The following is a 24,757-nucleotide window of genomic DNA, read 5'->3' on the forward strand; positions in this document are numbered from 1 at the left end:
TCGAACATCTTTGCCCAATTATCAAGTAAAAACCGTATTTCCCAGTAATTATAGTTGTGGGTTCAAGCGGTATGCATCAGTTGGTATCCGTTGGCTGAACCAAGAAAATAAGGGGATCAGATCATGGCCTGGATTTCCCGCCACATGGTGTTGAGCCTTTTCGGAGAAATCTTCACCAGGGTCCCGAGCTCCTGGGCAAACACGGAAACCTTGTACTCCTCAATCATCCAGTAAAACGCCTCCACAGCTTCGACCTTTTCCCTGGATGACTCTTTGGAAAGGGTTGCAACCAGGTTATTGAGTTTCAGGGTGTGTTCGGCAACCAGACCGGCCTTGACACTATCCTTGACCGGTTCCACCGCTCCCCGTTCGGCCCGGATTCTGATGGCTGCCACGTAACGCTCAAGTTTCTTTATTCTCGTAAAATCATAAAGACTGGGAAACAGTTCCGGCAAAAGCGCTGCAAGATCCTTTTCAAGGGTCTGGGCCATGGCAAGAACCGTGGGCCGGTTCCCGGACTTCAAGAACAGATTTTTGAGCAGGGTCAGGGTCCTGTCGTGCTCATCAAAGAGGGTGACCATGGTTTTCATCAATTCCTCGCCATGGCGGTAAACAAGGGGAAGGTGTTTGTCTGCCAGTTCAAGAAAGGCCTTTGGGGTCCTGACATCCCTGGAAAAAAGCTCACGAAAGACGCAGGAGACAAGGGCGTTCTGGAACCGTTCCCATCCGCCGAACTTTGAAGTCCGGGGTCTGAGCAGGGTCCATTTTTTCACATCCTTTTTCAAGGCCTTGAAATCGGCCTCAAAACAGATGGTCGACAACTTTTCAACACCTGCAACATGGGATCTGCGGGCTTCGGCATGGGATTTAAACAACCGCAGTCCCACCCCCTGTTCTTCAGATTGCAATCCGTAATAGACGTTGTAGGACAACTCCTGCCCCTGACCCAGGAGAACAGGGGAACTGATGTCTCCAAAATCCCAGGAGGTCACCCCGGTTCGTTCCAGGCGTCGTTTGGCATCTTCAAACAGCAGATCATTGGAGCCATGGCCCTTTGCATACTTGTCGAGCAGATCATTTTCCCTGGAGGCAGCCACTTCTTTACCCTTGGCGTCGGTGATGGAGATGCGAATCTTCAGATGCTCTTCAAGGGTGGCATCCGACCAGGCAGACGGAGGGATATCCACCTTAAACCGCTGTTTGATAAAATGACTGAGTTCCACAAAAAGGGGTCGGTCAGACTCGGGCAGGGAATCGGCAATCATGGCAGCCGTGTCTGCCACAGGTACCAGTCTGACACGAAACCTTTTGGGAAGAGCCTTGATCAGGGCGGCTATTTTTTCCGTTAAAAGCCCGGGAACCAGCCGGTCAATGGTGGAGACACTGACCGAGGCTGCCGATGTTGCAGGCACCTTTACCGTTACCCCGTCTGTTTCAGCACCCGGCTGAAACCCGTACTCAAGGCGAAAGCTTCCCCCTCCCATCTCAAGTGAGTCTGGAAATTTCAACAGTTCGTCCCTGTCCGGTGATCGCTGCTGGAGGTCCTCAAGGGTCATGCGCAGAAACAGATCCGATCCTTGCTCCTTGAGAAACCGGGTAAAGGTGGCAAGGTTGGAAAAATCCTGGTCCAGGCGCTGCTGGTAGAACAAAAACATGTCGTCTTCGGTGACAACAATGTCCCTCCGCCGGGTCTTCTCCTCCACCTGGCGAAGCTCGTCGATCAAAGCTTGGTTGTGAACCATAAACCCAAGGGGCCTTGCCACCTCCTGTTCCACAAGGGCCTGACGGATAAAAATTTCTCCGGCCTCCCTGGGATTAATTTTCCCATAGGCGACGGTACGTTCCGGCACAATCACAAGGCCAAACAGGGAAATCTGCTCCGTGGCCACCACTTCCCCCCTCTGTTTTTCCCACCGGGGCGTTGACCAGGTCCGGGTCAAAAGCTCCTGGCCGGTCTCCTCAAGCCATTGGGGATCAATGATCGCAACACCCCTTGCAAAGAGTTTTGTGGTCTCGACAAACTCGGCGGCAACGATCCAGCTGCCCCCGCTGTTGTACAGGCCGGAACCTGGAAAAATCGTCGCGGCACGCCCCTTTGTGGCCGTGTAATTGTTTTTCTCTTTTTTCTGGGCAATGTTTGCGAGATAACCCGCAAGAATACTCTTGTGAAGGGCTGTATAAAAAGGACCACCAATTTCAAATGCCTTTGCCTTGAGACCCTTTGTTCCAACCTTGGTAACCGTGCTATCGGTATTGCTCCGGGTGATGCCGTGTTCTTTGAGCACCGACCGAATCTGGTGCTGAATATCGCCCCACTCCCTGAACCGCCTGAACGAAAGGAAGTTATCCTTGCAGAAACGTCTTACCTGGTTGCGGGTCTTGAGGGAGTGCTCAGCCGCCACATAGGCCTTCCAGATGTTTAAAAGCGTCACAAAGTCAGATGAGGGGTCCTTAAAGGCTGCGTGCATCTGATCGGCATGCTGGACCTTATCCTTGGGCCGTTGTCGGGGATCGGCAATGGAAAGGGCCGAAACGATAACAACGGCCTCGTCAAGGCAGCCATTGTGGTCTGCCTCGAGAAGTATCCGTGACAGCTTTGGATCCACGGGAATTTTCGCCATGACCCGCCCCCTGGTCGTAAGGGCATACCCCCCCCGCTGATTGTTTTTACCCCTTCGCTGCTGGATGGCGCCAAGCTCGACAAGGGTGTCAAACCCGTCCTTGATGCTCTTGGGTGCAGGTGGATCAATAAAGGGAAAGGCCGCCACATTCCCAAGTTTAAGCGAAATCATCCGCAAAATAACCTCGGCAAGGTTGCTCCTCAGAATCTCGGGCGAGGTAAAGAGGGGCCGGGACTCAAACGCATCCTCACTAAACAGACGGATGCAGATGCCGTTAGCCACCCTGCCGCACCGGCCCATTCTCTGGTTGGCGCTGCTCCTGGAGATGGGAGAAACCGGAAGGGCCGTGGTTCGGGTCCGTGGCGAATAGTGAAGTATTCTGGCAAGACCTGAATCCACCACGTATTTAATGCCGGGAATGGTCAGCGAGGTTTCAGCCACGTTGGTTGAAACAATGATCTTTCTTCCCACCCCCCGGGAAAACACCCTGGCCTGGTCCCTGGCGGAAAGCCTTGCAAAAAGGGGCAGCACAAGGGTGCCTGGATATTTCCGGCCCTGGATCAATTCGATGGTTTCCTCAATGTCCCGCTCCGTGGGCATGAACACAAGGATATCACCTGTTCTGGACTGGCGTTGAATTTCGTCCACGGCCCCGGCAGCGGCCTCCACATACCCCTGGTCATCCAGGTCGTCGTTATCAGGGTCGTCAATGGGTGCGTACCTCAACTCAACAGGAAACATTCGGCCCGACACCTCGATCACCGGCGCATTGTCAAAGGCCTTGGAAAATTTTTCCGTATCAATGGTGGCAGAGGTAACAACCAAGGTAAGATCCGGCCTTTTTCTGACCAGATTTCGCAGAATCCCCAGGGTAAAATCAATGTTCAGGCTCCGCTCATGGGCCTCGTCCACGATGATGGTGTCATATTCGTTTAAAAATGGATCATGCTGGGTCTCGGCTAGCAAAATGCCGTCGGTCATGATCTTGATGATGGAATCCTTTGACGATCTGTCGTCAAACCGGATCTTGTGCCCCACAACACCACCCGGCAACTGTCCGAGTTCTTCTGCGATTCTTGCCGCAACCGTGATGGCCGCAATGCGCCTTGGCTGGGTGCAGCCGATCTTGCCGGCAGCCCCCCTGCCTGCGGCCATGCAGAACTTGGGAATCTGGGTGGTTTTTCCTGACCCTGTTTCGCCTGAGATGATCACCACCCGATGGAACTTCAGGGCGTGGATGATTTCATCTTTTTTCCCCGTGATGGGCAGTTCTGGGAGGTAGGCAATATCCGGCATGGACGCCTGTCTTTGTTCCCTCTCCTGCCTGGATTTATCGACCCGCCCTTCAAGGGCAGCTATCCGGGATTGAAGGCCGGCACGGTCCGGGGTGTTCTGTTTGATCAGCCGTTTCAGCCGTTGAACATCCTGGACCAGACAGTACCGATCGGCACACATGGTCTCCGGCAACAGCCGTTCAATTTTTTTGACTCTTTTCATAGTGGAAGAATATTAGTACACGGATGCAAAATGTCAATTCCATGGGCTTGAACGATAAAAAGGTTGACAGTATCAAAAGAATAGGAGAAAAAACAATGATATTATTAATGACCGGGTCAGGATTTATTTATTAAGGAATTTAGCTGACCGGGCGATATCAGATGCATAACGTGTTAATACGCTTAAGTTTTAACATAAAGGGAGGACATTAGAGCATGGGTGATGCAGTGATTAAAATTGGAGGAAAAAGGAAAAGCGTTTTCAAGGATAAGGTGATGAAGCTTCTGCCCGACGGCGGAAATCTCAATGCCTGCCTGACCTGTGGCGCATGTGCCTCGGGTTGTCCTGCAACGGGACTCAGAGGAATGGACCCCCGAAAGTTCCTGAGAATGGCGGCCCTTGGAATGGACGAGGAGATCTTGAGTTCCGAATGGATCTGGATGTGCACCCAGTGCCAGAGATGTATCTATGTCTGCCCGATGCAGATTAACATCCCCCAGCTGGTATACAACGCCAGGGCGTCAATCCCGAGAGAGAAAAGGCCCAAGGGGATCCTGGGATCCTGCGATGCAGCCTTGTCCAATGAGTCCGGCAGTGCCATGGGAACCCCTGTGGATGATTTCGAATTTGTTGTGGGCGATGTACTTGAAGAGTACCAGGAGGCCCAACCTGAATTTGCCGATATGGAAGCTCCCATCGACAAGCCGGGTGCCGAGTTTGTTTTGAATCAGAACTCAAGGGAGCCTGTGACAGAGCCCGATGAGATGGTTCCCCTGTGGAAAATCCTTCACCTGGTTGGTGCCAACTGGACCTATACCAGCAAGGGGTGGGGAGGAGAGAACTACTGTATGTTCCTCTCGGACGACGATGCCTGGAAGCACCTGGTAACCCAGTCTACAGATGCTGCAGAGCAGGTGGGTTGCAAGACGTTCCTGAATACGGAGTGAGGGCACGTTACCTTTGCAGTCCTGGCAGGACTGAAAAAATTCGACATCAAGCACACCTTTGAAGTAAAAAATATCTACGAGTACTATGCACGCTGGATCAGGGAAGGAAAACTCAAGGTTAACTCAGACTGGAACAAGGATCTCAAGATCAAGTTTACGGTCCAGGATCCATGCCAGATCGTACGTAAATCCTATGGAGACCCAATCGCAGAAGATTTGCGGTTTATTGTTAAATCGGTTGTGGGCGAAGAAAACTTCATCGACATGACCCCGAACAGGTCCAACAACTTCTGCTGCGGCGGCGGCGGCGGGTTCCTCCAGTCAGGGTTCAAGGAAGAGAGACTGAGCTACGGTCAAACAAAGGACAACCAGATCCAGACCACCAAGGCGGATTACTGCATTGCAGCCTGTCATAACTGCCATGCCCAGATCCATGAGCTCAGTGAACACTATGGTGGAAATTACGGGGTTGTTCACCTTTGGACATTGATCTGTCTCTCCCTTGGCATCCTCGGACCCAATGAGAGGGAATACCTCCATGAAGACCTTAAGCATGTGAACGTGTTCCACCCTGAGACAGAAATGTAAATTTCTTTTTTAACACGTCTTATTCAGCCCTGGACTGGAGACTTCTCCGGTCCAGGGCTTTTTTTGTCCAGGGTCAATGCATGTAAAAAAAGAAAGTTGGATGGGCAACAGTTGATGACCGTTTGCTGAACATTGAGAAACAAAGGGGATCAGATTTTCGGGCAGGGCAAACCCAAACAAGCCGCAAACTGTTTGAGGGAGCAAGGCGACCGAGTTTTTGCGGCTTGGGTTTGCCTTGTTCGAAAATCCCCCGACTTTCCTGGTTCAGCAAACGGTCATCAACTGTACCTGACGGGGCAATACTTTATATGCGCGACTCCCGGAACCATACCCGGATCCGTGCGTAGACAATCACCCCGAGGGCGCTGCCAAGGCCGTCTGCAACCACATCAAAAACATCGCCGCACCGTTCGGCAACAAACGTCTGGTGAAATTCGTCGCTGGCACCGTACAGGGTTGAAGCAAGAATGGCGGCTATCATCAGATTTCTGCGGGAAAAGGGCAATGCTTCGTTAAAGAGCATTCTCACCACAAGGGCACCAAGCAGGGCATAGCCGCCAAGGTGCATGACCTTGTCGGCATATTCAAAGGTGGGCAACGAATCAAACGAGGCCGAAGAAGACTGCCAGAAGATAAACCCGCAATAGGCCATCACCGGCAGCCGGTAGAAAAGATTTGTCAGCATTATACTCCAGGAGGAAAATGAGGGAGGGGCAGATGTGACACCTGCCCCATCAAGACTATAAAATATCTTCATCCAGTTGTCTTGCCCGGATGTGGGCGAGTACAGGAGGAATGAAATCAGCCATGGAAAGCCCCATGCGCACCTTGCCGTCAAGGGTCCTGACGCTGAGGGTGCCACTCTCCTTTTCCTTTTCACCAATGGTGATGATCAGGGGCACATAGTTCACCTGGGCCTCCCGGATTTTCTTTTTCAGGCTCTCGGTCCTCAAGTCCACATCACACCGAATGCCGTTACTTTCAAGCTCTTTTTTCACCGTTTGTGCATGGTCGGCAAGGTCATCGTTAATGGGCAGCACCACGGCCTGAACAGGTGCGAGCCACAGGGGAAATTTGCCGGCAAAGTGCTCGACCAGAATGCCGAAGAACCGTTCAATAGAGCCATAGATCACCCGATGGATCATGATGGGCCGGTGTTTTTCGTTGTCAGCACCCTTGTAGGTCAGATCAAACCGCTCGGGCAGAGCCATGTCCAGCTGAACCGTACCGCACTGCCAGGTTCTTCCCAGGGCGTCCTTGATGTGGATATCTATCTTGGGGCCATAAAAGGCACCATCACCCTCATTAATGGCATAGGGCTGACCATACTTGTCCAGGGCATTTTTCAAGCCGTTGGTAGCCTCGGCCCACTGCTCGTCGGACCCGATGGATTTCTTGGGCCGGGTGGAGAGCTCCAGGTGAAAGCCAAGGCCAAACCGTGAATAGATCCGCTCCACAAGCTCGAGCACACCCAGAATTTCGCTCTCAATCTGCTCCGGGGTCATGAAAATATGGGCATCGTCCTGGTGAAAGGCACGGACCCGGAAAAGGCCGGAAAGGGCCCCTGAGAGTTCGTGGCGGTGAACAAGGCCAATCTCCCCTGCCCGCAGGGGAAGATCCCGGTAGGAGTGGGACTCAGTCTTGTAAAGCAGCATGCCACCGGGACAGTTCATGGGCTTAATGGCATACTCCTCACCATCCACCACCGAGGTGTACATATTTTCCCGATAGTTTTCCCAGTGCCCGCTCTTTTCCCAGAGGTGACGGCTCATCATCACCGGAGTTTTGGTCTCCACGTAACCTGCGGCCCGGTGCTCGTCCCGCCAGTAGGCCAGAAGCTCGTTCCACATCTCCATGCCCTTTGCATGGAAGAACGGCATACCGGCAGCCTCCTGATGAAAACTGAAAAGCCCCATGCGGGTGCCGATCTTGCGGTGATCTCGTTTCTTTGCCTCCTCGATGAGATGAAGGTAGGCCTTGAGCTCTTTTTTATCAAAAAAAGCCGTCCCATAAAGCCGTTGGAGTTGTGCCTTCTCCTGGTCGGCCCGCCAATAGGCTCCCGAAGTTTTCATGAGTTTGAGACCCTTGATCATCCCCGTATGGGGAATGTGGGGCCCCCGGCAAAGGTCCACAAAGTCTCCCTGCTGGTAGATGGAGATGGTCTGATCGTCCAGACCGTTGATCAGCTCGACCTTGTAGGGGTTGTCCTTGAACAACTCCAGGGCCTCCTGTTTGGTGATCTCGGACCGTTGAAAGGGTTTCTTGGCCTTGACGATCTTTGCCATTTCAGCTTCAATCTTTGGAAAATCAGCGTCGGATATGGGTGCCATATCAATGTCGTAATAGAATCCATCCTCAACCACCGGACCGATGGTGAGTTTTGCGTCGGCATGGAGATTCTGAACCGCCTCAGCCATGACATGGGCCGCACTGTGTCGAAGAATCTCAACGGCCTCGGCGTCCCTTGTGGTGATCAGCCTCACTGCACAATCATTTCGAATCTCAACATCAAGATCAAGAAGTTGCCCGTCAATCTCCATGGCCACGCAGTTCCGGGCAAACCCTTCTGAAATACCCCTTGCCACATCCATACCTTTAGGGTACTCTTTAAAAGACTTTATACTGTCGTCTGGAAGTGTTATATTAATCATTTTGGTTATCCATAACTATAATGTTTAAAATTTAATGCTGTAAAACATCAAACTCTAAGGGAACTGCCCGAAACGGTCAAGAAAAAAATGATTGAATATACACTGATCGAAAATGACGAGGACCTTGCGGCCCGTTGCGACCTTCTCAAAACAGAAAAACGGCTGGCCTTTGATCTTGAGGCAGACTCCATGCACCACTTTAAGGAAAAGGTGTGCCTGGTCCAGATGGCTGACCCCAATGACTCGTTTGTGGTTGACCCCCTGAGCATTGATGATTTGTCCGTGCTCAAACCCGTGTTTGAAGATCCCGCCATCACCAAGGTGTTCCATGGATCAGACTTTGACATCCGCAGCCTTGACAGGGATTTTGACATCCATGTAAACAACCTGTTTGACACGGAAATCGCCTGCCGATTCCTCGGCATTCAGAAAAGAAGCCTTGCAGCCCTGCTCGAGAAACACTTTGACCTGACCCTGGACAAACGGTTCCAGAAAACCGACTGGTCCAGACGCCCCCTGTCAAAGGAGATGATCGCCTACAGCGTCAATGATGTGGCCTATCTTCTGGAACTCAGTGATATCCTCAAAAAACGCCTGGAGGATGAGGGCAGACTTGCCTGGGCAGAAGAAGAGTTTGAACTTCAGACCCGGGTGCGCCATGACAACAATGGCAACGAACCTCTGTTCCTGAAATTCAAGGGTTCAGGGAAGATGGGAAGACGCTCCCTTGCCGTGCTTGAAAGCCTTCTCCAGTTCAGAAAGACCCTGGCAGTGGAAAAAGACAAACCCCTGTTCAAAATCATCAGTTCCGAGGCCATTGCCAAAATGGCGGCCAACCAGCCTGAGACCCTTCACAGCCTCAAGGAACTCCGGGCCTTGAGCCCCAGACAGATGGACATGTATGGCACCCAATGCGTTGCAGCCATTGTTGGGGCACTCAAAACACCTGAAAAAGAGCTTCCTGTTTACCCGAGAAAACGACTTCCGGAAATGGCCCCCCAGGTCCCCGAACGAATAAGATCCCTCAAGGAGATGAGAATCACGGCCAGCAACAAGACCCGGATCGAACCCGGCTTCCTCCTCAACAACACCATGATTACGGCCATTGCTATTGCATCACCCAGGACTGCCGACGAACTCGCACAGATCGACGGCATGAGAAACTGGCAGTTAGAGGCCCTGACCGATGATATTTTATCCACCCTCAGGATCTGTGCCTGAACCGATCCCAGGGGTCAAAGGAAACCCAGATGGAACTGAACTTCACCAAAATGGAGGGTCTCGGAAACGACTTTGTCATGCTCGACGACAGGAACGGGGCCATTGTTCAGACAGTGCCCTATCCCGTGCTTGCGAAAAAACTCTGTTCACGCCGATTCGGTGTCGGCGGTGACGGCATTATCATCATCATTGATTCCGAAACAGCGGATGTGGGTTTCAAAATCTTCAACCCCGACGGATCAGAACCGGAAATGTGCGGCAACGGCATGCGCTGCTTTGCAAAACTTGTGTTTGAACAAGGAATCGTCACCAAACAGCGTTTCACAGTTGAAACCCTTGCCGGAACCATCATTCCAGAAATTCTACTCTCAGATACCCGTCAGGTTGAAGCCATATGCGTGGACATGGGAGAGCCGATCCTTGAACCCGACCGAATTCCTTTTAAATGCAACCGACAACGGGCCGTTAATGAGCAGATCCAGGTCAAGGGAGAAACAGTTTCCATTACGGCCGTATCCATGGGCAATCCCCATGCCGTTATATTTGTAGATGATGTCAAAAAAATCGACCTTGAGAACCTGGGCAGGGCAATCGAGACCCATGAACTATTTCCTGCAAAAACCAATGTGGAATTTGTAACGGTCCTCAACGATCAAGAACTTGTGATGCGGGTATGGGAGCGGGGAGCCGGCGAAACCCTGGCCTGCGGGACAGGTGCCTCGGCAGTCCTTGTGGCGGCCTCGCTCAACGGACTCACCCGGGAAACAGCCCTGGTTCACCTTGCTGGAGGCGATCTTTCCATCCACTGGGATCAGCAGAGCAACCATCTTTTTAAGACCGGTCCTGCCACCCATGTCTTTACCGGCAGAATCAAGATCTGATAATTCCAGCCAGGGCACCCAGCACAAGACCTGCTCCAAATCCTGTCAAATGGGCCACGACATCGGTATTCTCCCCACCACTGAGCATGCCCACCAGGGCAATACCTGCCCCCAATGGAAAAAAAAGCCCCAGGTGAAACCCTCTTCTTCCCCGAATCCTCTGGATCGTCTGGAACGAAGTAAGAATACCGGCTGCCCCCATCACCGAGGTGGAGGCACCAATGGAAAGATGGGCTGTTCGATAGAGAAGGGCCGTTGCAAGATTGCCCGATGCCCCGGCAGTCAGTATCATCAAAAGACCGGGCAAGGTTCCTGCAAGGGTGCACACGGGAACCCCGAAAACAATGATGCCCACCCCGTTACCCACAAGATGCCCAAGGTCTGCATGGAGAAAAAGAGCCGTGATAGTCCTGTAAAGTTGGCCCTGGAGAATGTAGAGGGCTGAAGACCCATAGCAAAGGACCATATCGCCTTTAATCCCATAAAAATCAGCAGCCCAGTGAACAACCACAAGCACCAGGACCACCCACACCGGACCCCATATTTTATGATCAACCGCAGGTACTTTTGTCCCGCCCCCTGCCCCAAGATTCTCCACATAAAAAAGTTCCAGGATTTCAAGGGCCCGAACCTGGTATTCATCTCCAACCTTCAGGTCAAAACCGTTCGCCCCTCGCTGAATAACAACTTCGATCCCCTGGGAGATCAAAACAAGGGCAAAGACACGGGCTGATTCAGGGTCTATGTCTGTGAGGGAGGGTTTCATGGCCAAAGTCTATACCAGATAACGGTCAGAAGCAATGGGAGCTCAATTTCACATGACATTTGAAATAAAATACGGTATCCATGTAACCATCATTAACCAGAAACAGACCCATGAACAAAAGGAGAGACCCCATGCAGATCATCAGATTCAAGGACCCCCAGGGATATGTCCAAACGGGATGCGATTTTGACGGACACACGGCAGCAAAGCTTACCGGCGACCTTTTTGACCGGCCCATTGCCACGGACACAAGGGCTGAAGTGACGCAACTTCTTGCCCCCATAGACCCCAGGGCCATCTTCTGTATCGGCCTGAACTACAAAAGCCATGCCGCCGAAACCGGCATGGAACTACCGCAGCACCCGGTTGTATTCATGAAAAATCCTGCCTCGGTCACAGGCCCCAATTCAGATATCGTTATTCCCGGTTGCTGCGCCCTTGAACCCGAGGTGGACTATGAGGCCGAGCTTGCCGTAGTCATTGGCCACACAGCTAAAAATGTCACCCCGGAAGACGCCCTTGACCATGTATTGGGCTACACCTGTGCAAACGATGTGTCGGCAAGAAGATGGCAAAAGCACGCCGGAGGGGGCCAGTGGGTCAGGGGAAAAAGCTTTGACACCTTCTGCCCCCTGGGCCCGGCTCTTTTTACAAAAGACGAAATTCCCTCGCCCCAGAACCTTGGGGTAACACTGGAACTAAACAGTGACACCATGCAGCAGGGAAACACCGGGGACATGATATTTTCCGTTGCCCGGATTATCTCCTTTCTCTCCCAGTCAACCACACTGATGCCGGGCACCGTCATTCTGACAGGCACCCCCAGCGGCGTGGGTTTTGCCCGTAAGCCACCGATCTTTCTCAAACCCGGTGATGTGGTCAAAACAACCATTGGCTCCCTGGGAACCCTGGTCAACAAGGTCGTGGCAGAAAAATAACAGCCTCATGGCCCGATGCACCGGCCTGAATTGACACCCTTTGTGGTGACGGCCTTGGAGAGAACAAGATCACGCCCCTTTGAAAGACCGGAGCTGTAGGCGTCCCGGCTCCTGCTGCCATGGGAGACGCCCACGGTCCTTAAACCAGGGTATCTTCCGCCCACATAGGCATCAAGCTGAAGATCCTTGACCACCGCAGGGGCATTCCCAGGCAAAGGGGACTCCTGCCGTGTCAAAGCCTCCCTGCGCCGGTCCAGGGTTTGACTGAACCCATGGACCACCCCGGTCATGTAGCCCGATCGTGACCGACACGATGGGTTTTTGGCCTTGTAGTCAAGCCAGCTCTTCTGGGCATATCCCAGCACAAAGGCGAACACATAGTCCGCAATTTTCAGGTTTGACGGAGTACCGCTGATTTCAAGGGCTGTTCCCATTTTCTCTTTTCCCGGAACATAAACGGGGATCCAGACCGGCTGAACAAAGTAATGATGATCAAGAATGGTGGCCCCGATGATTTCAGGTTGGGTTCGTTTAAGGACTGCATCCGTGATGATAATACTCTCAAAATCCCTTTGTTCATTGGAACGAATCGCATCGATATTGTAACGGGCAATGAGTTCTCCGGCCTTTGCCGCAGCAAGGGCCGCCTCATGGGGGTTTTTTGATGCGGCAAGGGCCATGAGCTTTTTAACCTTGATCATGATCCTGTCATCTTCCCCCCCTTCTACTCCCCATATCCGCTGCTCAAGTGTCCTGTAACCACCCGAAGCCCGTGGGTTTGCACCGAACATTCTGCAACATTCAACAAACAGGGGGCCGTGGGCGGTTTCATTGGGATACCCGGGAAGGGTGGAGGCCAGTTGATGGGCCATTTCGTGATGGAGTACCTCAACCACAGAATCCCATCGCCCGTCTCGTACAAGGTGCCTTGCCATGCGGATCTCCCTTAAAAGGGGGTCCCACAGACCAAGGGTTTGTTCCATGTCGCTGATAATGATCCTTGGCCGCTCCATCCGGGGGGCAAAGCTCGGATTTCTTCGGCCCAGATTGAGGACAGATATTCTCCATTCCTGGTAAAGTTTTTCAAGTATGGCACGTTCAAGGGCCTGATTTATCTGCCCGGTTCTTTTGTTCAACAGCTCCTCCTGATCGTTGGTTTCCGTCATTATTGTTCTGTGTTTTTAGGGACTACCCCTTTCCCACCACAAAAACAAGGGAATACAGACTGGAAAAAAAGGCCTCTGTTTGCTGTCAGAACAGTTCATCTTCCGGAAGATCCTGGTGAAGAGCCACTACAGATGTCTTGTGCATAAAAACAAAATCACCCTGATCTTCTGCGGAGACAATTTCAATACGCTCGCCTCTTCTCAACCCAAAGACAATCAAGGCATACACGGCTGAAACGCTCATAAAAAAGAAAAACAATCCATAGGGGCTTGCTTCCATGACCATGGACGAAACCAGGGGCCCCAGGGTGGCCCCCACCCCATAGGCAAAGAGCAGGGCTGTGCTGACGGAAACAATCTCCCCGGGTTCGAACAGATCCTGGGCCCTTGCCACTGACACGGGATAGATGGAAAAAATAAGCCCCCCGTAGACCACCATGGTACCAATCAGATATTCGATACGGGTGTTTGCAGCGACCATGACACCAGGGGTAACAAGGCAGACAACAACTCCCAGAACCAACAGCACAAGAGATCGATCAAACCGGTCTGAAATGGCGCCAATGGGCCATTGGAGAAGCAGTCCTCCAAGAATCGCCGCTGTCATGAACCAGGAAAGTTCAAACAGGGACATGTCAAACTGCTGGCAGAAAACCGGCCCCATGGAATAGAAGGCACTGCTGATCAAGCCTGCAACAAGGCAACCAAGAACGCCCACTGGGGATTTCATAAAAATAGCCTTAAACCTGAAGGGAGCAGGTTCCGAGGGATTGGGGTGAATGGAACGGGTGGTGGCCACGGGAACGATGCACAGGGAAATAAACAGGGCTGACAGAATGAACAGGGTCTGAGCTTCGGGAGCCCCCACATTGAGAAGCTGCTGCCCGACCCCCTGGCCCAGGTAGGAGACAACCATATAAATGGCAAACACCCGCCCCCTCACATTCTGGGGCGAACATTCACACAGCCAGCTTTCGATAACCGTATAAAGCCCAATGGCTGATATACCGGTGAGAAACCGCAGCAACGCCCAAGTGAACGGTGAGACATAAAGGGCATGGAGCAAGACCACACCGGTTGTCACTGCAGCAAAGGCAGAAAAAGAACGAATGTGCCCCACCCGCTGGATAAGACGGGTGCTGAAAAAAGCCCCCACAAGCAATCCCACATAGTAGGCAGTCATCACCCTGCCAATGGTTGCAACCGAAACCCCCTCGATGCTAAGTCGCACACCAAGAAAAGAACCAAGAAGTCCCATGCCGACCATGAGTACAAAGGTTGCCCCATAAAGGGCAACAAAGGGAGACAAAGCAGCTTTCATGGCAGTTGAGCACCTTTTGAAAAATCAGTTAGAGGCATCACCCCCCTCCAAGATATAAAAAAACTGGATTATTACCACCCTTTATCAATTTCGTCAAGCAAGGGAATGGGGGGTACTTTAATCAATTTGAAGGGCAGCTGTCAGGGTTTATTATTTGATTTTGAGGAGATAACGGGGTATTATACCTTCCGGAAAGGTGGACAACACAGATACGAAATCGATAACCTTCTAAAATTACAGTTAAGTTTGGCGCGTTCATACGTCAACGCATTCAATAGCAACAGCTGCCGAAGTTTGAGTTCAGGTCAATAATTCAACTTTCAGGATTGGCTGTTCACATGGGGTCAGACTTGCATGATTGCACTGTTGTTCGGCTTAGAGAATGGGCAAGATGTTGTCAAAAGCACTAGCCTGACCCCGATCATCAAAGGGAAGTTTGAAAATTGAGTCAATAAAACAAGTGGCGTCCTGGCGCTAGAAAAAAAATGGGGAAACCATGTTCAAACAATTGAGCCTTGCAAAAAAGATAACCAGCGGTTTTGCGATTATTTTGACCCTGTTGATTTTGCTTGCCCTTGCAGGCCGTTCAGGACTGACCCGGGTCGTTGAAAAGGTGGACGTATCCAACCGGTTTCAACTTCTGGTCGACCAGATCCTGGATGCCCGCCAGGCTGAAAAACAATTCATCCTGACCAACGATCCAGGGGCCGTTGAGATTGTGCGCAAAGACGTCACAACATTAACTTCCGAGGCAAAAAAAATTGCCGACACTGCAGACGACCCTGGAGTCAAGATGCAGGCCGACAGGATCGTGAAAGCAGCCCAGACCTATGTCCAGGCTTTTGATGAATATGTGACCCTTGCCGATGAAAGAAAACATCTGATGGCAGACATGAACCAAAAGGCAGATTCAGCTCTGGACATCACCACGGGCATTCGGGACGAACAACGAACAAGGCACGACGCACTCATGGCAGAAAGTGAAACAAAACGCTCCTGGATGCGCCAACGGGTTGAGTATGCAGACAAAATCAAGGAGCAATTTTTCCAGGCCAGTGCCTATCGCATGGTCATGGCAGATTCCCCCACAAAAAACATCTCCACGATGACCCAGTGGAAGGGGGGACATGAAAACATTAAAAACGACCTTAAAGCCGTGGGCCCCTTAATGCTTGAACCCATTGCAAAACAGCGCCATGCGAACATCGCTTCCGCCCAGAAAGGGGTCATGGAAAAGGGGCTTGCCTTTTTTAATGACAAAAGCCATGGAAACAACCTGGCCCTGATCAAGGCAGTGGACACCATGGGCATGGCAGTGGTTACCTTTCAGCAGGAGATGCAGGAACTGCTTGATTTTTACATGGAGGATGTCCGAATTTTTTCAGACCAGACCATGGAACTCTCCTCGGGCGCAGATCAGGTTGCAAAAATTCTTTTAAAAATACGAATTATGGAAAAGGAATTTATCCTGACTGAAGATGAAACCTTTTTTCGGCAGATCCTCCAGAACATCAAATCCATTGACAGCGCCATTGCAGAAATAAGGGCAAGGATTCAGGCAATCTTGCCTCCCGGTCAAATGAGGTTGTCTCAGCTGCCCGAAAGATGAGCGATACCATGAACGGAGTGGCATTCACAAGTGAACAGGCTTCCATGAACCTCAGCGCGGTTGTTAACGCGGCCGACCAGATAAAACACACCCTTGGCAAGGTGGCACAGAGTTGTGACCGGGCAAGGCGTGTTTCCGACGATGCGGCAACAACGGTGCAAAGCGCATCTGACCGGGTGGAAAAAATGGGCACATCGGCAAGGGATATCAATCAGGTAACCGAACTGATCACAAATATTGCGTCCCAGACAAACCTTCTGGCCCTGAACGCCACCATCGAGGCGGCAAGGGCCGGAGAAGCAGGCAAAGGGTTTGCCGTGGTGGCAGGCGAAATAAAGGCCCTTGCCACACAGACCTCGGATGCGACCTTGAAAATCAAGGAAAAAATAAAAGAGATGCAGGCATCCACAGACAGAACCGTGGGGGATGTAAAACAGATCACCACCGTTATTTCCCAGGTGACTGAAATTGTTGCAACCATTGCCGCTGCTGTGGAAGAACAGTCTATTTGCGCGGCAGAGGTGGCCGAAAATATTGACAAGGCATCAACGGGGATCCATGGCACAAATGAGAATTTATCCCATAGTTCCCAGGTTTCCACCCGGATTTGCGAGGATCTTTCCACGGTCAACAGCCTGTCAAAAAAAATGACAGCAAGCGGCGACCAAATGAAAGAAAGCGCCCAGAACCTTGCCCTTATCTCAACCAGACTCAGGGATATGATCGGCGTATTCAAGGTCAGTGCCGATGATTAGGAAAAAAGATCAGATACTGACCTTTCCCTTTACCCAAAAAAAGTTCATGGCCCTTACCCCCCAGGGTCGCCATGGCTGGATCGTCCGATGGCTGTCAGGGGTTTACCAGGAGATCCTGACCAACCGGGTCACACCCCGGGGACTTGAATTTTTTGCCGGAGAATATGCACGAATAACCGGCTGGTCTGAAACCTGGCCCGGCAAAATCCCCAACAAGATCCCCCATGAATACGATGCCAGACCCTGGCTGGAATTTATCTCCAACGCCATTCACATTGGGCGAACTGCACGGGGTATCTCTCCAAAGGACCCGGATCTGCTGCCCCCAGCAACAACCAGAGGCGATCACAAAGACCGGACAGGGGACAGACACGACAGACCCCTGCTTGATTTTCACATTGCCCTTGACGGCCTCAGAAGCCTGTTCAACGTAGGCTCCATCTTCAGGAGCTGCGATGCAGCAGGATTCTCTTCACTCATCCTTGGCAACACCCCGGGCAGGGAAAATGCTGCGGTGAGAAAAACCGCCATGGGAACCGCAGACTGGATGCCCCACACCCAGACCGTGGATCTTGCCCAGACCCTTGTTGACATGAAAGCCCAGGGCTACACCATCACGGCCGTTGAAACAGCTGAACAATCAAAGCCCTATCACGACAACGACTGGCACCACCGGGGGGTCCTGGTCGTGGGAAATGAAGAGTACGGAATTTCTTCCCATGTCCTGGCCGTGTGTGACCAGGTGGTCCACATACCCATGTTTGGAAGAAAAAACTCCCTCAACGTTGCCAATGCCGCCGCCATTTTGATGTTTCACATTACCACCTGCCTGCACGCCGGCCACCCTGATCCAGGACAACATCCTTAAAATATTCTTGCTTTTTCAACGCCCTGGTATATAATAGGCACCTTTAAATTGTTATCGGTTCATGAATGCCGGAACAAAATCAAAGCACAATAAGGAGCAGTCCATGAAACCCCTCATCACAGCGGTCATAACTTTCGCCATGACAGTCTGTCTTGCTGCTTTACCGGCAAATGCCGACAAAAATATCCTTGTGGGCATATCAAAGATCGTGGCCCACCCGGCACTTGATGCCCTTGAGCAAGGGGTCCGGGAAGGCATCCAGGAAACGTTTCCCCAGGCCCGTTTTGACCTTCAGAACGCCAATGGAGAGCTTGCAACGGCTGCCTCCATTGCCCAGAAATTTAAATCCCAGAATGTGGACATTGCCGTTGGGATTGCAACACCAACGGCCCAGGCCCTGGTGGGAATTATCAGGACAAAACCCGTGATTTTCTGCGCCGTGACAGACCCCGTTAGTGCAGGACTTGTGGCCTCGACCACCAAAGGTGAAAAAAACGTGACCGGCACCTCGGACATGACGCCGGTAAGGGAACAAATTGCCCTATTGAACCGGATCAAGCCCCTGAAGACCCTTGGCCACATCTACTGCAGCAGCGAGGCCAATGCCGTGGCCCTTGCCGCCATTGCCCGGCAGGTGGCAGCGGATATGGGTATCGGGTTTGTGGAAACCACGGTGACCAACTCTGCCGAAGTGATGCAGGCAGTCCAGACCATTGCGTCCCGGGTGGACGGGATCTATCTGAGCAACGACAACACTATATTCTCTGCCCTTTCCGCTGTAACCCGGGTGGCAATGAAATACAAAATCCCCGTAATGTCAGCCGACCCGAGTTCTGCTGAGACCAACGATGTCCTTGCTGCCTGGGGATTTGATTACTATAAGATGGGCAAGGTGACCGGAAGAATTGCGGCAAGGGTGCTCAAGGGTGAAGACCCTGTGACCATCCCCACCGTTTTCATGACCGATCCCAGCGACGTGGACCTTCTCCTGAACATGGATGTGGCCGAGAAATTAGGACTTACCTTTCCGGCAGATGTGGTCGTAAAAGCCAATACCATCATCGAGCACGGCAAAATCATAAAAAAGTAGAGATCCCATGATAGAAGGCATATTTGTAGAGGGACTGATCTACTCGATCATGGCCCTTGGGGTCTTTTTTACCTTTCGGATCCTTGACTTTCCAGATCTTACCGTGGACGGTTCATTCCCCATGGGCGCAGTCATCATGGCGGCCTGCCTCCACCAGGGTATAACCCCCCTGGCAGGACTGGTCACCGCCTTTGCAGGGGGGGTCATGGCCGGAATGGTCACGGCCGAAATCCACAACCGGCTCAAGGTTCCCCATCTTCTGGCCGGCATCCTCACCATGACCATGCTCTATTCGATCAATATCCGGATACTCTCAAACCGGGCCAACCTCCCCCTGCTGCGGGTGGATACTCTGCTGACCCGTGTCCATGGATGGACAGAAGGCATTATCACCCCGGAATGGTCCTCACTGATTTTTTTTATCCTTGTGGTTTTAATCATCAAAAAGGGGCTGGACCTGTTTTTCCTCACGGACATGGGCCTTGTGTTCGGTGCCCTTGGCAACAACGAACAGATGGTCAGAACCCAGGGGATCAATCCCGGAATATTAAAACTGATCGGTGTGGGGCTGTCAAACGGGCTTGTGGCGCTGTCGGGTGCCTTTGCTGCACAGTACCAGGGGTTTGCCGACGTCAACCTGGGCCAGGGGATCGTGGTGTCCGGCCTTGCGTCGGTGATGCTCGGCGAATTTCTGCTGCGGTCAAACCGCATCTCGACACTCACCCTGCGGGTGGTTCTGGGTTCCATTCTCTTTAAGGCCATCATGTACCTGGGCCGCTATTACGGTTACTACATCAACATGACACCCAACGATCTCAAGCTCATTGCAGGCATTCTCATCATCATCTCCCTTGCCGCCGCCAACATCAGAAACGCAAGGGAGCAGGGCAGATCATGATAACCCTTGAAAACATCAAAAAAGATTTTAACCCCGGCACGATCAATGAAAAAACCGTGATCAATAACCTCAATTTTAAGGCCCAAAAAGGCGATTTTATAACAATTGTAGGCAGCAACGGCGCCGGAAAAACCACCCTTTTCAACCTTATTTCAGGTGCCATCTTCCCCACCCGGGGCAGAATTTTGATCCGGGACAGGGAGGTCACACACGAGCCGGAATACAAAAGAGCAAAAAACATTGGCAGAATCTTCCAGGACCCCCTTGCCGGAACCGCCTCAAACATGACCCTGGAGGACAACATGATGATCACGGCCCGCAAGGGATTTAAGTGGCCAAAGATCAGCCTGACCCGGAAGGTGAGCAAGGAATTTGAGGACCGGGTCAAGGTGCTGGGCATGGGACTTGAACATCGGCTCAAGGAGAACGTCAACACCCTGTCGGGCGGCCAGCGCCAGGCATTGACCCTGCTCATGACCGTCAGTTCCAATCCGGACATTCTGCTTCTTGATGAGCACACCGCAGCCCTGGACCCGGGCAATGCCGCGCTGATAATGGAACTGACACGACAATTTGTCAGAGAAAAGGAACTCACCACCCTCATGGTGACCCATAACATGAACCATGCCATTGAATTCGGCAACCGCCTGATCATGATGGACCAGGGAGAAATAATAATTGATGTAAACAGCGAGGCCAAACGGCTTTTAACCAAACAGCGCCTGATAGAAATGTTTGGCGAAATCAAAAAACGAGAATTTGAAAACGATGAAGTTCTCCTTACGTCTTAATTTTTTAAGGATACCCGTATAAATGAAAAACAAGTCAGAAAATAAAAACATACGAAACATAGCCATCATCGCCCATGTTGACCATGGCAAGACCACCCTTGTGGACGCCATGTTCAAACAGAGTGGCACCTTCCGCCTGGGAAAAGAGGTAGATGACAGAATCATGGACTCCATGGACCTTGAGCGGGAAAGGGGGATCACCATATCTGCCAAAAACTGCTCGGTGGTCTGGAAAAAGATCAAGATCAACATCCTTGATACCCCTGGCCATGCCGATTTCAGTGCTGAAGTTGAACGGGCATTGTCCATGGTCAACGGCGCCATCCTGCTTGTGGACGCCTCTGAGGGCCCCCTTCCCCAGACCCGGTTCGTGCTGAAAAAAGCCCTGGCAGCCGGGTTGAGAATCATTGTGGTCATAAATAAAATCGACCGGCCTGATGCCCGGGTGGAAGAGGTGCTGGACGAAATCTACGACCTGTTCATCGATCTTGATGCAACTGACGATCAGATTGATTTTCCCGTTCTCTACGCCATCGGGAAAAACGGGGTTGCCAAAAAGGAAATGAAAGACGAATCCCAGGATCTTAAACCCTTGTTCGATACCATCCTCAACAAAATTCCAGCCCCGAAATTTGACCCGGACGAACCCTTTCAGATGCTGGTCTCCGACTTAGGCCACTCGGACTATACGGGCCGGCTGGCCATTGGAAAAATAGCCAATGGTCAGGTAAGCTCCAAGGACGAACTTGTGGTAATTGGAAAAAAGGGTATCCCTGAAAAAATAAAAGTCTCCAGTCTCCAGGCATACGAAGGGGCCTCCCTGAGCGTGGCCGAGCATGTTCAGCCCGGCGACATTGCCGTGGTGTCGGGAACGGACAGCTTTGAGATCGGGGATACCATCTGCACCAAGGAGTTCCCCAAGGCCCTTCCAAGAATTGCCGTTGACGAGCCCACCATCTCCATGATGTTCACCATCTCAAACTCACCGTTTTCCGGCCTGGAGGGCAAGCTTGTCCAGTCGAGCAGAATCAGGGAGCGCCTGGAAAAAGAGTCCCTGGCCAATGTTGCCATCAGCGTTGAGAACACCGTTGAAAGAGACCGGTTCATTGTCAAGGGCCGGGGTGAATTCCAGATGGCTATCCTGGTTGAGACCATGCGCCGGGAAGGATTTGAGTTGTGCGTGGGCCGGCCTGAGGTGATTTTCAAAACCGGTGAAAACGGCGAAAAGCTCGAACCGGTAGAACGCCTGTACGTGGACTGCGAAGAGGCATTCACGGGAATCGTCACGGAAAAGCTCTCCATCAGAAAGGCCAGGATGGTCAACCTTGTGAACAAGCGGGGTCGGGCCAACATCGAATTTTCCACGCCGTCACGATCCCTCATTGGTTACCGGGACGAATTCCTCACAGATACCAAGGGTACGGGCATCATGAACTCGATCTTTTCCGGGTACGAGCCCTTTCGGGGGGATTTTCCCACCCGCAGAACCGGTTCCCTTGTGAGCGACCGCCAGGGCAAGGCCGTTCCCTATGCCCTCTACAACCTGGAGCCCAGGGGCAGGCTCATGATCACGCCGGGAACTCCGGTCTACGAGGGAATGATAATCGGCGAGCACAGCAAGGACCGGGATCTTGACGTCAACCCCTGCAAGGAAAAGAAACTCACCAACATGCGGGCCTCGGGCAAGGATGACGCTACCACCTGTTCACCCATCAAGCCTTTGACACTGGAGCAGGCCCTGAACTTTATCAACTCGGACGAACTTGTGGAGGTAACCCCCAAAACCGTCAGGGTAAGAAAAAGAATCCTTTCCAAACAGAAACGATAACATGATGGAGCCAGAAATATGACCCAGTTTAAAGCAGATGCAATGCCCCTTCTCATTGGCAGCCTGCCCATGAAGGACCACGGGGAAGCCACACGGCTGATCCTTGAGTTTACCCCTGAAATTCCCCTTTGGGCACAGCTGCCCATGTACAAGGAAGAAGGCATGGCCTACCAGTTCCTTCCGGGAATGCCCGGTTTTACCGAGTCTGCCGAAGGAAAACTCTTTATTGACGAGACAGGCGAAGATTTTGATGCAGCGTATCTGGCCTTTTACGAAGAATTTCTGGCCGTTACCGAGGCAGGAAAAGACCTTGACACCTCCCGTTTCAGCCTCACCCCTGAAACGGGAAAAGGGTTCAAAGAGTTCCTGCGCCAGGTGGATCTTGCCCCCGGCGGATTCAAGGCCCTCAAAGGCCAGGTCACCGGACCGTTCACCTTTACCACCAGTGTACCCGACAACAGCGGCAAGGCTATTTTTTACAATGAGCAGTTAAGGGATGCAGCGGTAAAACACCTTGCCATGAACGCAAAATGGCAAGCCCGGACATTTAAGTCCCGTCAACTTACCCCCATCATTTTCCTGGATGAGCCAGCCCTGGCAGGCTTTGGCACATCGGGTTATATCACCGTTTCCAGACAGGAGGTGACCGACGCCCTCAACGAGGTGATGGCCGCTGTCCATGAAGAGGGGGGTCTCGCCGGCATCCATGTCTGCGCCAACACCGAATGGGACATGCTCCTTGACTCAGACATAGACATCATCAACTTTGACGCCTTTTCGTTCTTTGACAAATTCATTCTCTATCCAGACCAGATTAAGGCATTTATGGATCGGGGCGGCATCATTGCCTGGGGCATTGTGCCAACGGCAAATGTTGAAGATATAAACAAGGAAACCTGCGACACCCTTGCCCAGCGACTTGAGACCCAGATGGCCCAAGTTGAAGAGCTCGGCATTGACCGGGCCACCCTGCTCTCACAGTCATTCATTACCCCGAGCTGCGGCACGGGCTCCATTGACCTTGACGCTGCCCGCCGCGTCCTTTGCCTGACCCGGGATCTGTCGAAACGAATACGGTCATGAGCCTTTAAATGCCAGGTACCTGGACAGCAATTCTAATTGTGGGAATCAACATGGGGGGGCGGTCGGTGTCTGCTTGCTGAACCTTGAGAAACAAAGGGGATCAGATTTTTGGCCAGGGCAAACCCGAAAAATCGCAAACTGTTTGAGGGAGGGACGACCGAGTTTTTGCGATTTGGGTTTGTCCGGGTCAAAAATCCCCCGACTTTCTGGGTTCAGCAAACAGATACCGGCTGCCACTTACAGATGAATGCACAATTAGAATTGCTGGGACCTGGGGGATGATGATGGCTCCCCAGGTCCCCGGTATTTACACAAGGCATACCGTGTGTCTATTGGCCGCATAAATCACCTTTTTGCTGACCCGGCCAAGGAAGAACTCTTTTATCCTGGAGATGCCCTGGCGACCCATGAAAATAGTGGAAAAGCCTTCTTCTGTTGCAAAACGCGCAATGGAACCCGCCCTGGAACCTGCCCCGGTGATCACCTTGTCCTGGACGTTTTCATCCTTGAAGCCTTTTTCCAGAAGTATGGATCTTGCATTCTCAAACACATTAAGCATAACCCCACGACCCTCAGCGTTATCTCCAAAATTTTCGTCTGAAAAGATCTCATTTTCTCGAATCACATGGAGCAGGGTAACCTTGTAGCCGCTGGGAGCCGCAATGTCTCCCACAAACTGGACGGCTTTCATGGCCGATTCCGAGTTATCCATGGCGATGAGAAGCTTGTCTGTGATGGGTTCCACACCGGCAAAAAACAAGGGGAGATCCCCCATGGATACCATTATCTTATCGGCCACGCTGCCCATCAACAGCCCTGGCACCTTTGTAAACCCCCGACGCCTGGCCACTACGGCAGTGTATCCCCTGGCGGCCTCGGCAATGATATCCCTGGCCACTCCTTTTACCCGGTTCTCAACCTTGACAACCACATCTTCGGGCTGGAACCCGGAGGTCCTGAGCATGGCAAGGCTCTTTTCCATAAATTGGTCTATGGACTGCCGGTTATGGGCCTCCCAGGAAGCCATGTGGGTTGATCTTCCCCCCATCATGGGCTCATTGCTCAAATCCCAGTAATAATCAGGAATTTTGTGAAATACGTTAAAAAGGACCATCTGCATACCCTTTAAAGGGGCAAACCCTGCAATGTAACGAATGGTGTTCAACGACCTGTCAGAGCCATCCACCAAAACCAGTATTTTCTTTTTTTCACCAACGTTTTTTTCCATTTTTGTCTCC

Annotated in this window: 19 protein-coding genes; 12 read left to right on the forward strand and 7 right to left on the reverse strand. The window is 52.0% G+C overall.

Annotated elements, in window-relative coordinates; translation table 11 throughout:
- Window positions 1-116: 116 nt before the first annotated feature.
- Entirely contained in the window at window positions 117-4,118 is a 4,002-nt protein-coding gene (gene hrpA, locus HRM2_RS18565; RefSeq protein ID WP_015905566.1) for an ATP-dependent RNA helicase HrpA, read from the reverse strand.
- A 215-nt stretch (window positions 4,119-4,333) separates the two neighbouring features.
- On the opposite strand from hrpA, the gene HRM2_RS26195 reads away from it, so the two are divergent.
- On the forward strand, window positions 4,334-5,653 hold the full coding sequence (locus HRM2_RS26195; RefSeq protein ID WP_015905568.1) for a (Fe-S)-binding protein: 1,320 nt from the start codon (window positions 4,334-4,336) through the stop codon (window positions 5,651-5,653).
- Window positions 5,654-5,957: 304 nt separating this feature from the next.
- Here HRM2_RS26195 and HRM2_RS18580 read toward each other — a convergent pair whose 3' ends face one another.
- A complete protein-coding gene (locus HRM2_RS18580) occupies window positions 5,958-6,410 on the reverse strand; it encodes a VanZ family protein (RefSeq protein ID WP_148214670.1) in 453 nt (150 codons plus the stop codon).
- Complete coding sequence (gene thrS, locus HRM2_RS18585) at window positions 6,394-8,304, reverse strand: threonine--tRNA ligase (protein WP_015905570.1); 1,911 nt, start codon at window positions 8,302-8,304, stop codon at window positions 6,394-6,396. Before thrS ends, HRM2_RS18580 begins: the two co-directional genes overlap by 17 nt.
- 87 nt (window positions 8,305-8,391) lie before the next feature.
- Here thrS and HRM2_RS18590 point away from each other — a divergent pair, with 87 nt between their 5' ends.
- Together HRM2_RS18590 and dapF are read left to right on the forward strand one after the other, a co-directional pair.
- Window positions 8,392-9,525, forward strand: coding sequence for a ribonuclease D (locus HRM2_RS18590; RefSeq protein ID WP_015905571.1), 1,134 nt, complete (start codon window positions 8,392-8,394; stop codon window positions 9,523-9,525).
- A gap of 29 nt (window positions 9,526-9,554) precedes the next feature.
- Window positions 9,555-10,406, forward strand: coding sequence for a diaminopimelate epimerase (gene dapF, locus HRM2_RS18595; RefSeq protein ID WP_015905572.1), 852 nt, complete (start codon window positions 9,555-9,557; stop codon window positions 10,404-10,406).
- On the opposite strand, the gene HRM2_RS25500 is transcribed toward dapF, so the two are convergent.
- Window positions 10,396-11,172 carry a rhomboid family intramembrane serine protease gene (locus tag HRM2_RS25500; RefSeq protein ID WP_015905573.1) on the reverse strand — a complete coding sequence of 259 codons (777 nt, stop codon included), beginning with the start codon at window positions 11,170-11,172 and terminating at the stop codon, window positions 10,396-10,398. The genes dapF and HRM2_RS25500 overlap by 11 nt on opposite strands.
- Window positions 11,173-11,303: 131 nt before the next feature.
- Between HRM2_RS25500 and HRM2_RS18605 the strand changes: the two genes are divergently transcribed.
- The gene (locus HRM2_RS18605) at window positions 11,304-12,110 is read left to right on the forward strand and encodes a fumarylacetoacetate hydrolase family protein (RefSeq protein ID WP_015905574.1); all 807 of its coding nucleotides are present in this window, start codon (window positions 11,304-11,306) and stop codon (window positions 12,108-12,110) included.
- Between the two features lie 5 nt (window positions 12,111-12,115).
- Here HRM2_RS18605 and HRM2_RS18610 read toward each other — a convergent pair whose 3' ends face one another.
- A complete protein-coding gene (locus HRM2_RS18610) occupies window positions 12,116-13,246 on the reverse strand; it encodes a DUF2786 domain-containing protein (RefSeq protein ID WP_187149280.1) in 1,131 nt (376 codons plus the stop codon).
- Between the two features lie 115 nt (window positions 13,247-13,361).
- Window positions 13,362-14,597 (reverse strand): MFS transporter, encoded by a 1,236-nt coding sequence (locus HRM2_RS18615; protein ID WP_015905576.1) that lies wholly within the window; start codon window positions 14,595-14,597, stop codon window positions 13,362-13,364.
- 496 nt (window positions 14,598-15,093) lie between these two features.
- On the opposite strand from HRM2_RS18615, the gene HRM2_RS18620 reads away from it, so the two are divergent.
- The 8 genes from HRM2_RS18620 (at window position 15,094) to HRM2_RS18655 (ending at window position 23,519) form a co-directional block, all read left to right on the forward strand.
- The gene (locus tag HRM2_RS18620) at window positions 15,094-16,206 is read left to right on the forward strand and encodes a hypothetical protein (protein WP_015905577.1); all 1,113 of its coding nucleotides are present in this window, start codon (window positions 15,094-15,096) and stop codon (window positions 16,204-16,206) included.
- 8 nt (window positions 16,207-16,214) lie between these two features.
- Window positions 16,215-16,961 carry a methyl-accepting chemotaxis protein gene (locus tag HRM2_RS18625; protein ID WP_232364075.1) on the forward strand — a complete coding sequence of 249 codons (747 nt, stop codon included), beginning with the start codon at window positions 16,215-16,217 and terminating at the stop codon, window positions 16,959-16,961.
- Window positions 16,954-17,829 carry an RNA methyltransferase gene (locus tag HRM2_RS25505; protein WP_015905579.1) on the forward strand — a complete coding sequence of 292 codons (876 nt, stop codon included), beginning with the start codon at window positions 16,954-16,956 and terminating at the stop codon, window positions 17,827-17,829. The genes HRM2_RS18625 and HRM2_RS25505 overlap by 8 nt, the downstream gene beginning before the upstream one ends.
- 103 nt (window positions 17,830-17,932) lie before the next feature.
- Window positions 17,933-18,919, forward strand: a complete 987-nt coding sequence (locus HRM2_RS18635; protein WP_015905580.1) for an ABC transporter substrate-binding protein — start codon at window positions 17,933-17,935, stop codon at window positions 18,917-18,919.
- Window positions 18,920-18,926: 7 nt separating this feature from the next.
- Complete coding sequence (locus HRM2_RS18640; RefSeq protein ID WP_015905581.1) at window positions 18,927-19,817, forward strand: ABC transporter permease; 891 nt, start codon at window positions 18,927-18,929, stop codon at window positions 19,815-19,817.
- Window positions 19,814-20,608 (forward strand): ABC transporter ATP-binding protein, encoded by a 795-nt coding sequence (locus HRM2_RS18645; RefSeq protein WP_015905582.1) that lies wholly within the window; start codon window positions 19,814-19,816, stop codon window positions 20,606-20,608. The genes HRM2_RS18640 and HRM2_RS18645 overlap by 4 nt, the downstream gene beginning before the upstream one ends.
- A gap of 22 nt (window positions 20,609-20,630) precedes the next feature.
- Entirely contained in the window at window positions 20,631-22,436 is a 1,806-nt protein-coding gene (gene typA, locus HRM2_RS18650; RefSeq protein WP_015905583.1) for a translational GTPase TypA, read from the forward strand.
- An 18-nt stretch (window positions 22,437-22,454) separates the two neighbouring features.
- Entirely contained in the window at window positions 22,455-23,519 is a 1,065-nt protein-coding gene (locus HRM2_RS18655) for a uroporphyrinogen decarboxylase/cobalamine-independent methonine synthase family protein (protein ID WP_015905584.1), read from the forward strand.
- 307 nt (window positions 23,520-23,826) lie between these two features.
- Here HRM2_RS18655 and HRM2_RS18660 read toward each other — a convergent pair whose 3' ends face one another.
- The gene (locus HRM2_RS18660) at window positions 23,827-24,747 is read right to left on the reverse strand and encodes a universal stress protein (RefSeq protein ID WP_041273372.1); all 921 of its coding nucleotides are present in this window, start codon (window positions 24,745-24,747) and stop codon (window positions 23,827-23,829) included.
- Between the last annotated feature and the right edge of the window lie 10 nt (window positions 24,748-24,757).

This window comes from Desulforapulum autotrophicum HRM2 (assembly GCF_000020365.1).
GTDB classification, from domain to species: domain Bacteria; phylum Desulfobacterota; class Desulfobacteria; order Desulfobacterales; family Desulfobacteraceae; genus Desulforapulum; species Desulforapulum autotrophicum.

What these genes read in the sequence shown, in the direction of transcription:
- hrpA (WP_015905566.1), bottom strand. Translation starts at nt 4,118, where the DNA reads ATGAAAAGAGTCAAAAAAATTGAACGGCTGTTGCCGGAGACCATGTGT.
- HRM2_RS18580 (WP_148214670.1), bottom strand. Translation starts at nt 6,410, where the DNA reads ATGAAGATATTTTATAGTCTTGATGGGGCAGGTGTCACATCTGCCCCT.
- thrS (WP_015905570.1), bottom strand. Translation starts at nt 8,304, where the DNA reads ATGATTAATATAACACTTCCAGACGACAGTATAAAGTCTTTTAAAGAG.
- HRM2_RS18590 (WP_015905571.1), top strand. Translation starts at nt 8,392, where the DNA reads ATGATTGAATATACACTGATCGAAAATGACGAGGACCTTGCGGCCCGT.
- dapF (WP_015905572.1), top strand. Translation starts at nt 9,555, where the DNA reads ATGGAACTGAACTTCACCAAAATGGAGGGTCTCGGAAACGACTTTGTC.
- HRM2_RS25500 (WP_015905573.1), bottom strand. Translation starts at nt 11,172, where the DNA reads ATGAAACCCTCCCTCACAGACATAGACCCTGAATCAGCCCGTGTCTTT.
- HRM2_RS18605 (WP_015905574.1), top strand. Translation starts at nt 11,304, where the DNA reads ATGCAGATCATCAGATTCAAGGACCCCCAGGGATATGTCCAAACGGGA.
- HRM2_RS18615 (WP_015905576.1), bottom strand. Translation starts at nt 14,597, where the DNA reads ATGAAAGCTGCTTTGTCTCCCTTTGTTGCCCTTTATGGGGCAACCTTT.
- HRM2_RS18620 (WP_015905577.1), top strand. Translation starts at nt 15,094, where the DNA reads ATGTTCAAACAATTGAGCCTTGCAAAAAAGATAACCAGCGGTTTTGCG.
- HRM2_RS18625 (WP_232364075.1), top strand. Translation starts at nt 16,215, where the DNA reads ATGAACGGAGTGGCATTCACAAGTGAACAGGCTTCCATGAACCTCAGC.
- HRM2_RS25505 (WP_015905579.1), top strand. Translation starts at nt 16,954, where the DNA reads ATGATTAGGAAAAAAGATCAGATACTGACCTTTCCCTTTACCCAAAAA.
- HRM2_RS18635 (WP_015905580.1), top strand. Translation starts at nt 17,933, where the DNA reads ATGAAACCCCTCATCACAGCGGTCATAACTTTCGCCATGACAGTCTGT.
- HRM2_RS18640 (WP_015905581.1), top strand. Translation starts at nt 18,927, where the DNA reads ATGATAGAAGGCATATTTGTAGAGGGACTGATCTACTCGATCATGGCC.
- HRM2_RS18645 (WP_015905582.1), top strand. Translation starts at nt 19,814, where the DNA reads ATGATAACCCTTGAAAACATCAAAAAAGATTTTAACCCCGGCACGATC.
- typA (WP_015905583.1), top strand. Translation starts at nt 20,631, where the DNA reads ATGAAAAACAAGTCAGAAAATAAAAACATACGAAACATAGCCATCATC.
- HRM2_RS18655 (WP_015905584.1), top strand. Translation starts at nt 22,455, where the DNA reads ATGACCCAGTTTAAAGCAGATGCAATGCCCCTTCTCATTGGCAGCCTG.
- HRM2_RS18660 (WP_041273372.1), bottom strand. Translation starts at nt 24,747, where the DNA reads ATGGAAAAAAACGTTGGTGAAAAAAAGAAAATACTGGTTTTGGTGGAT.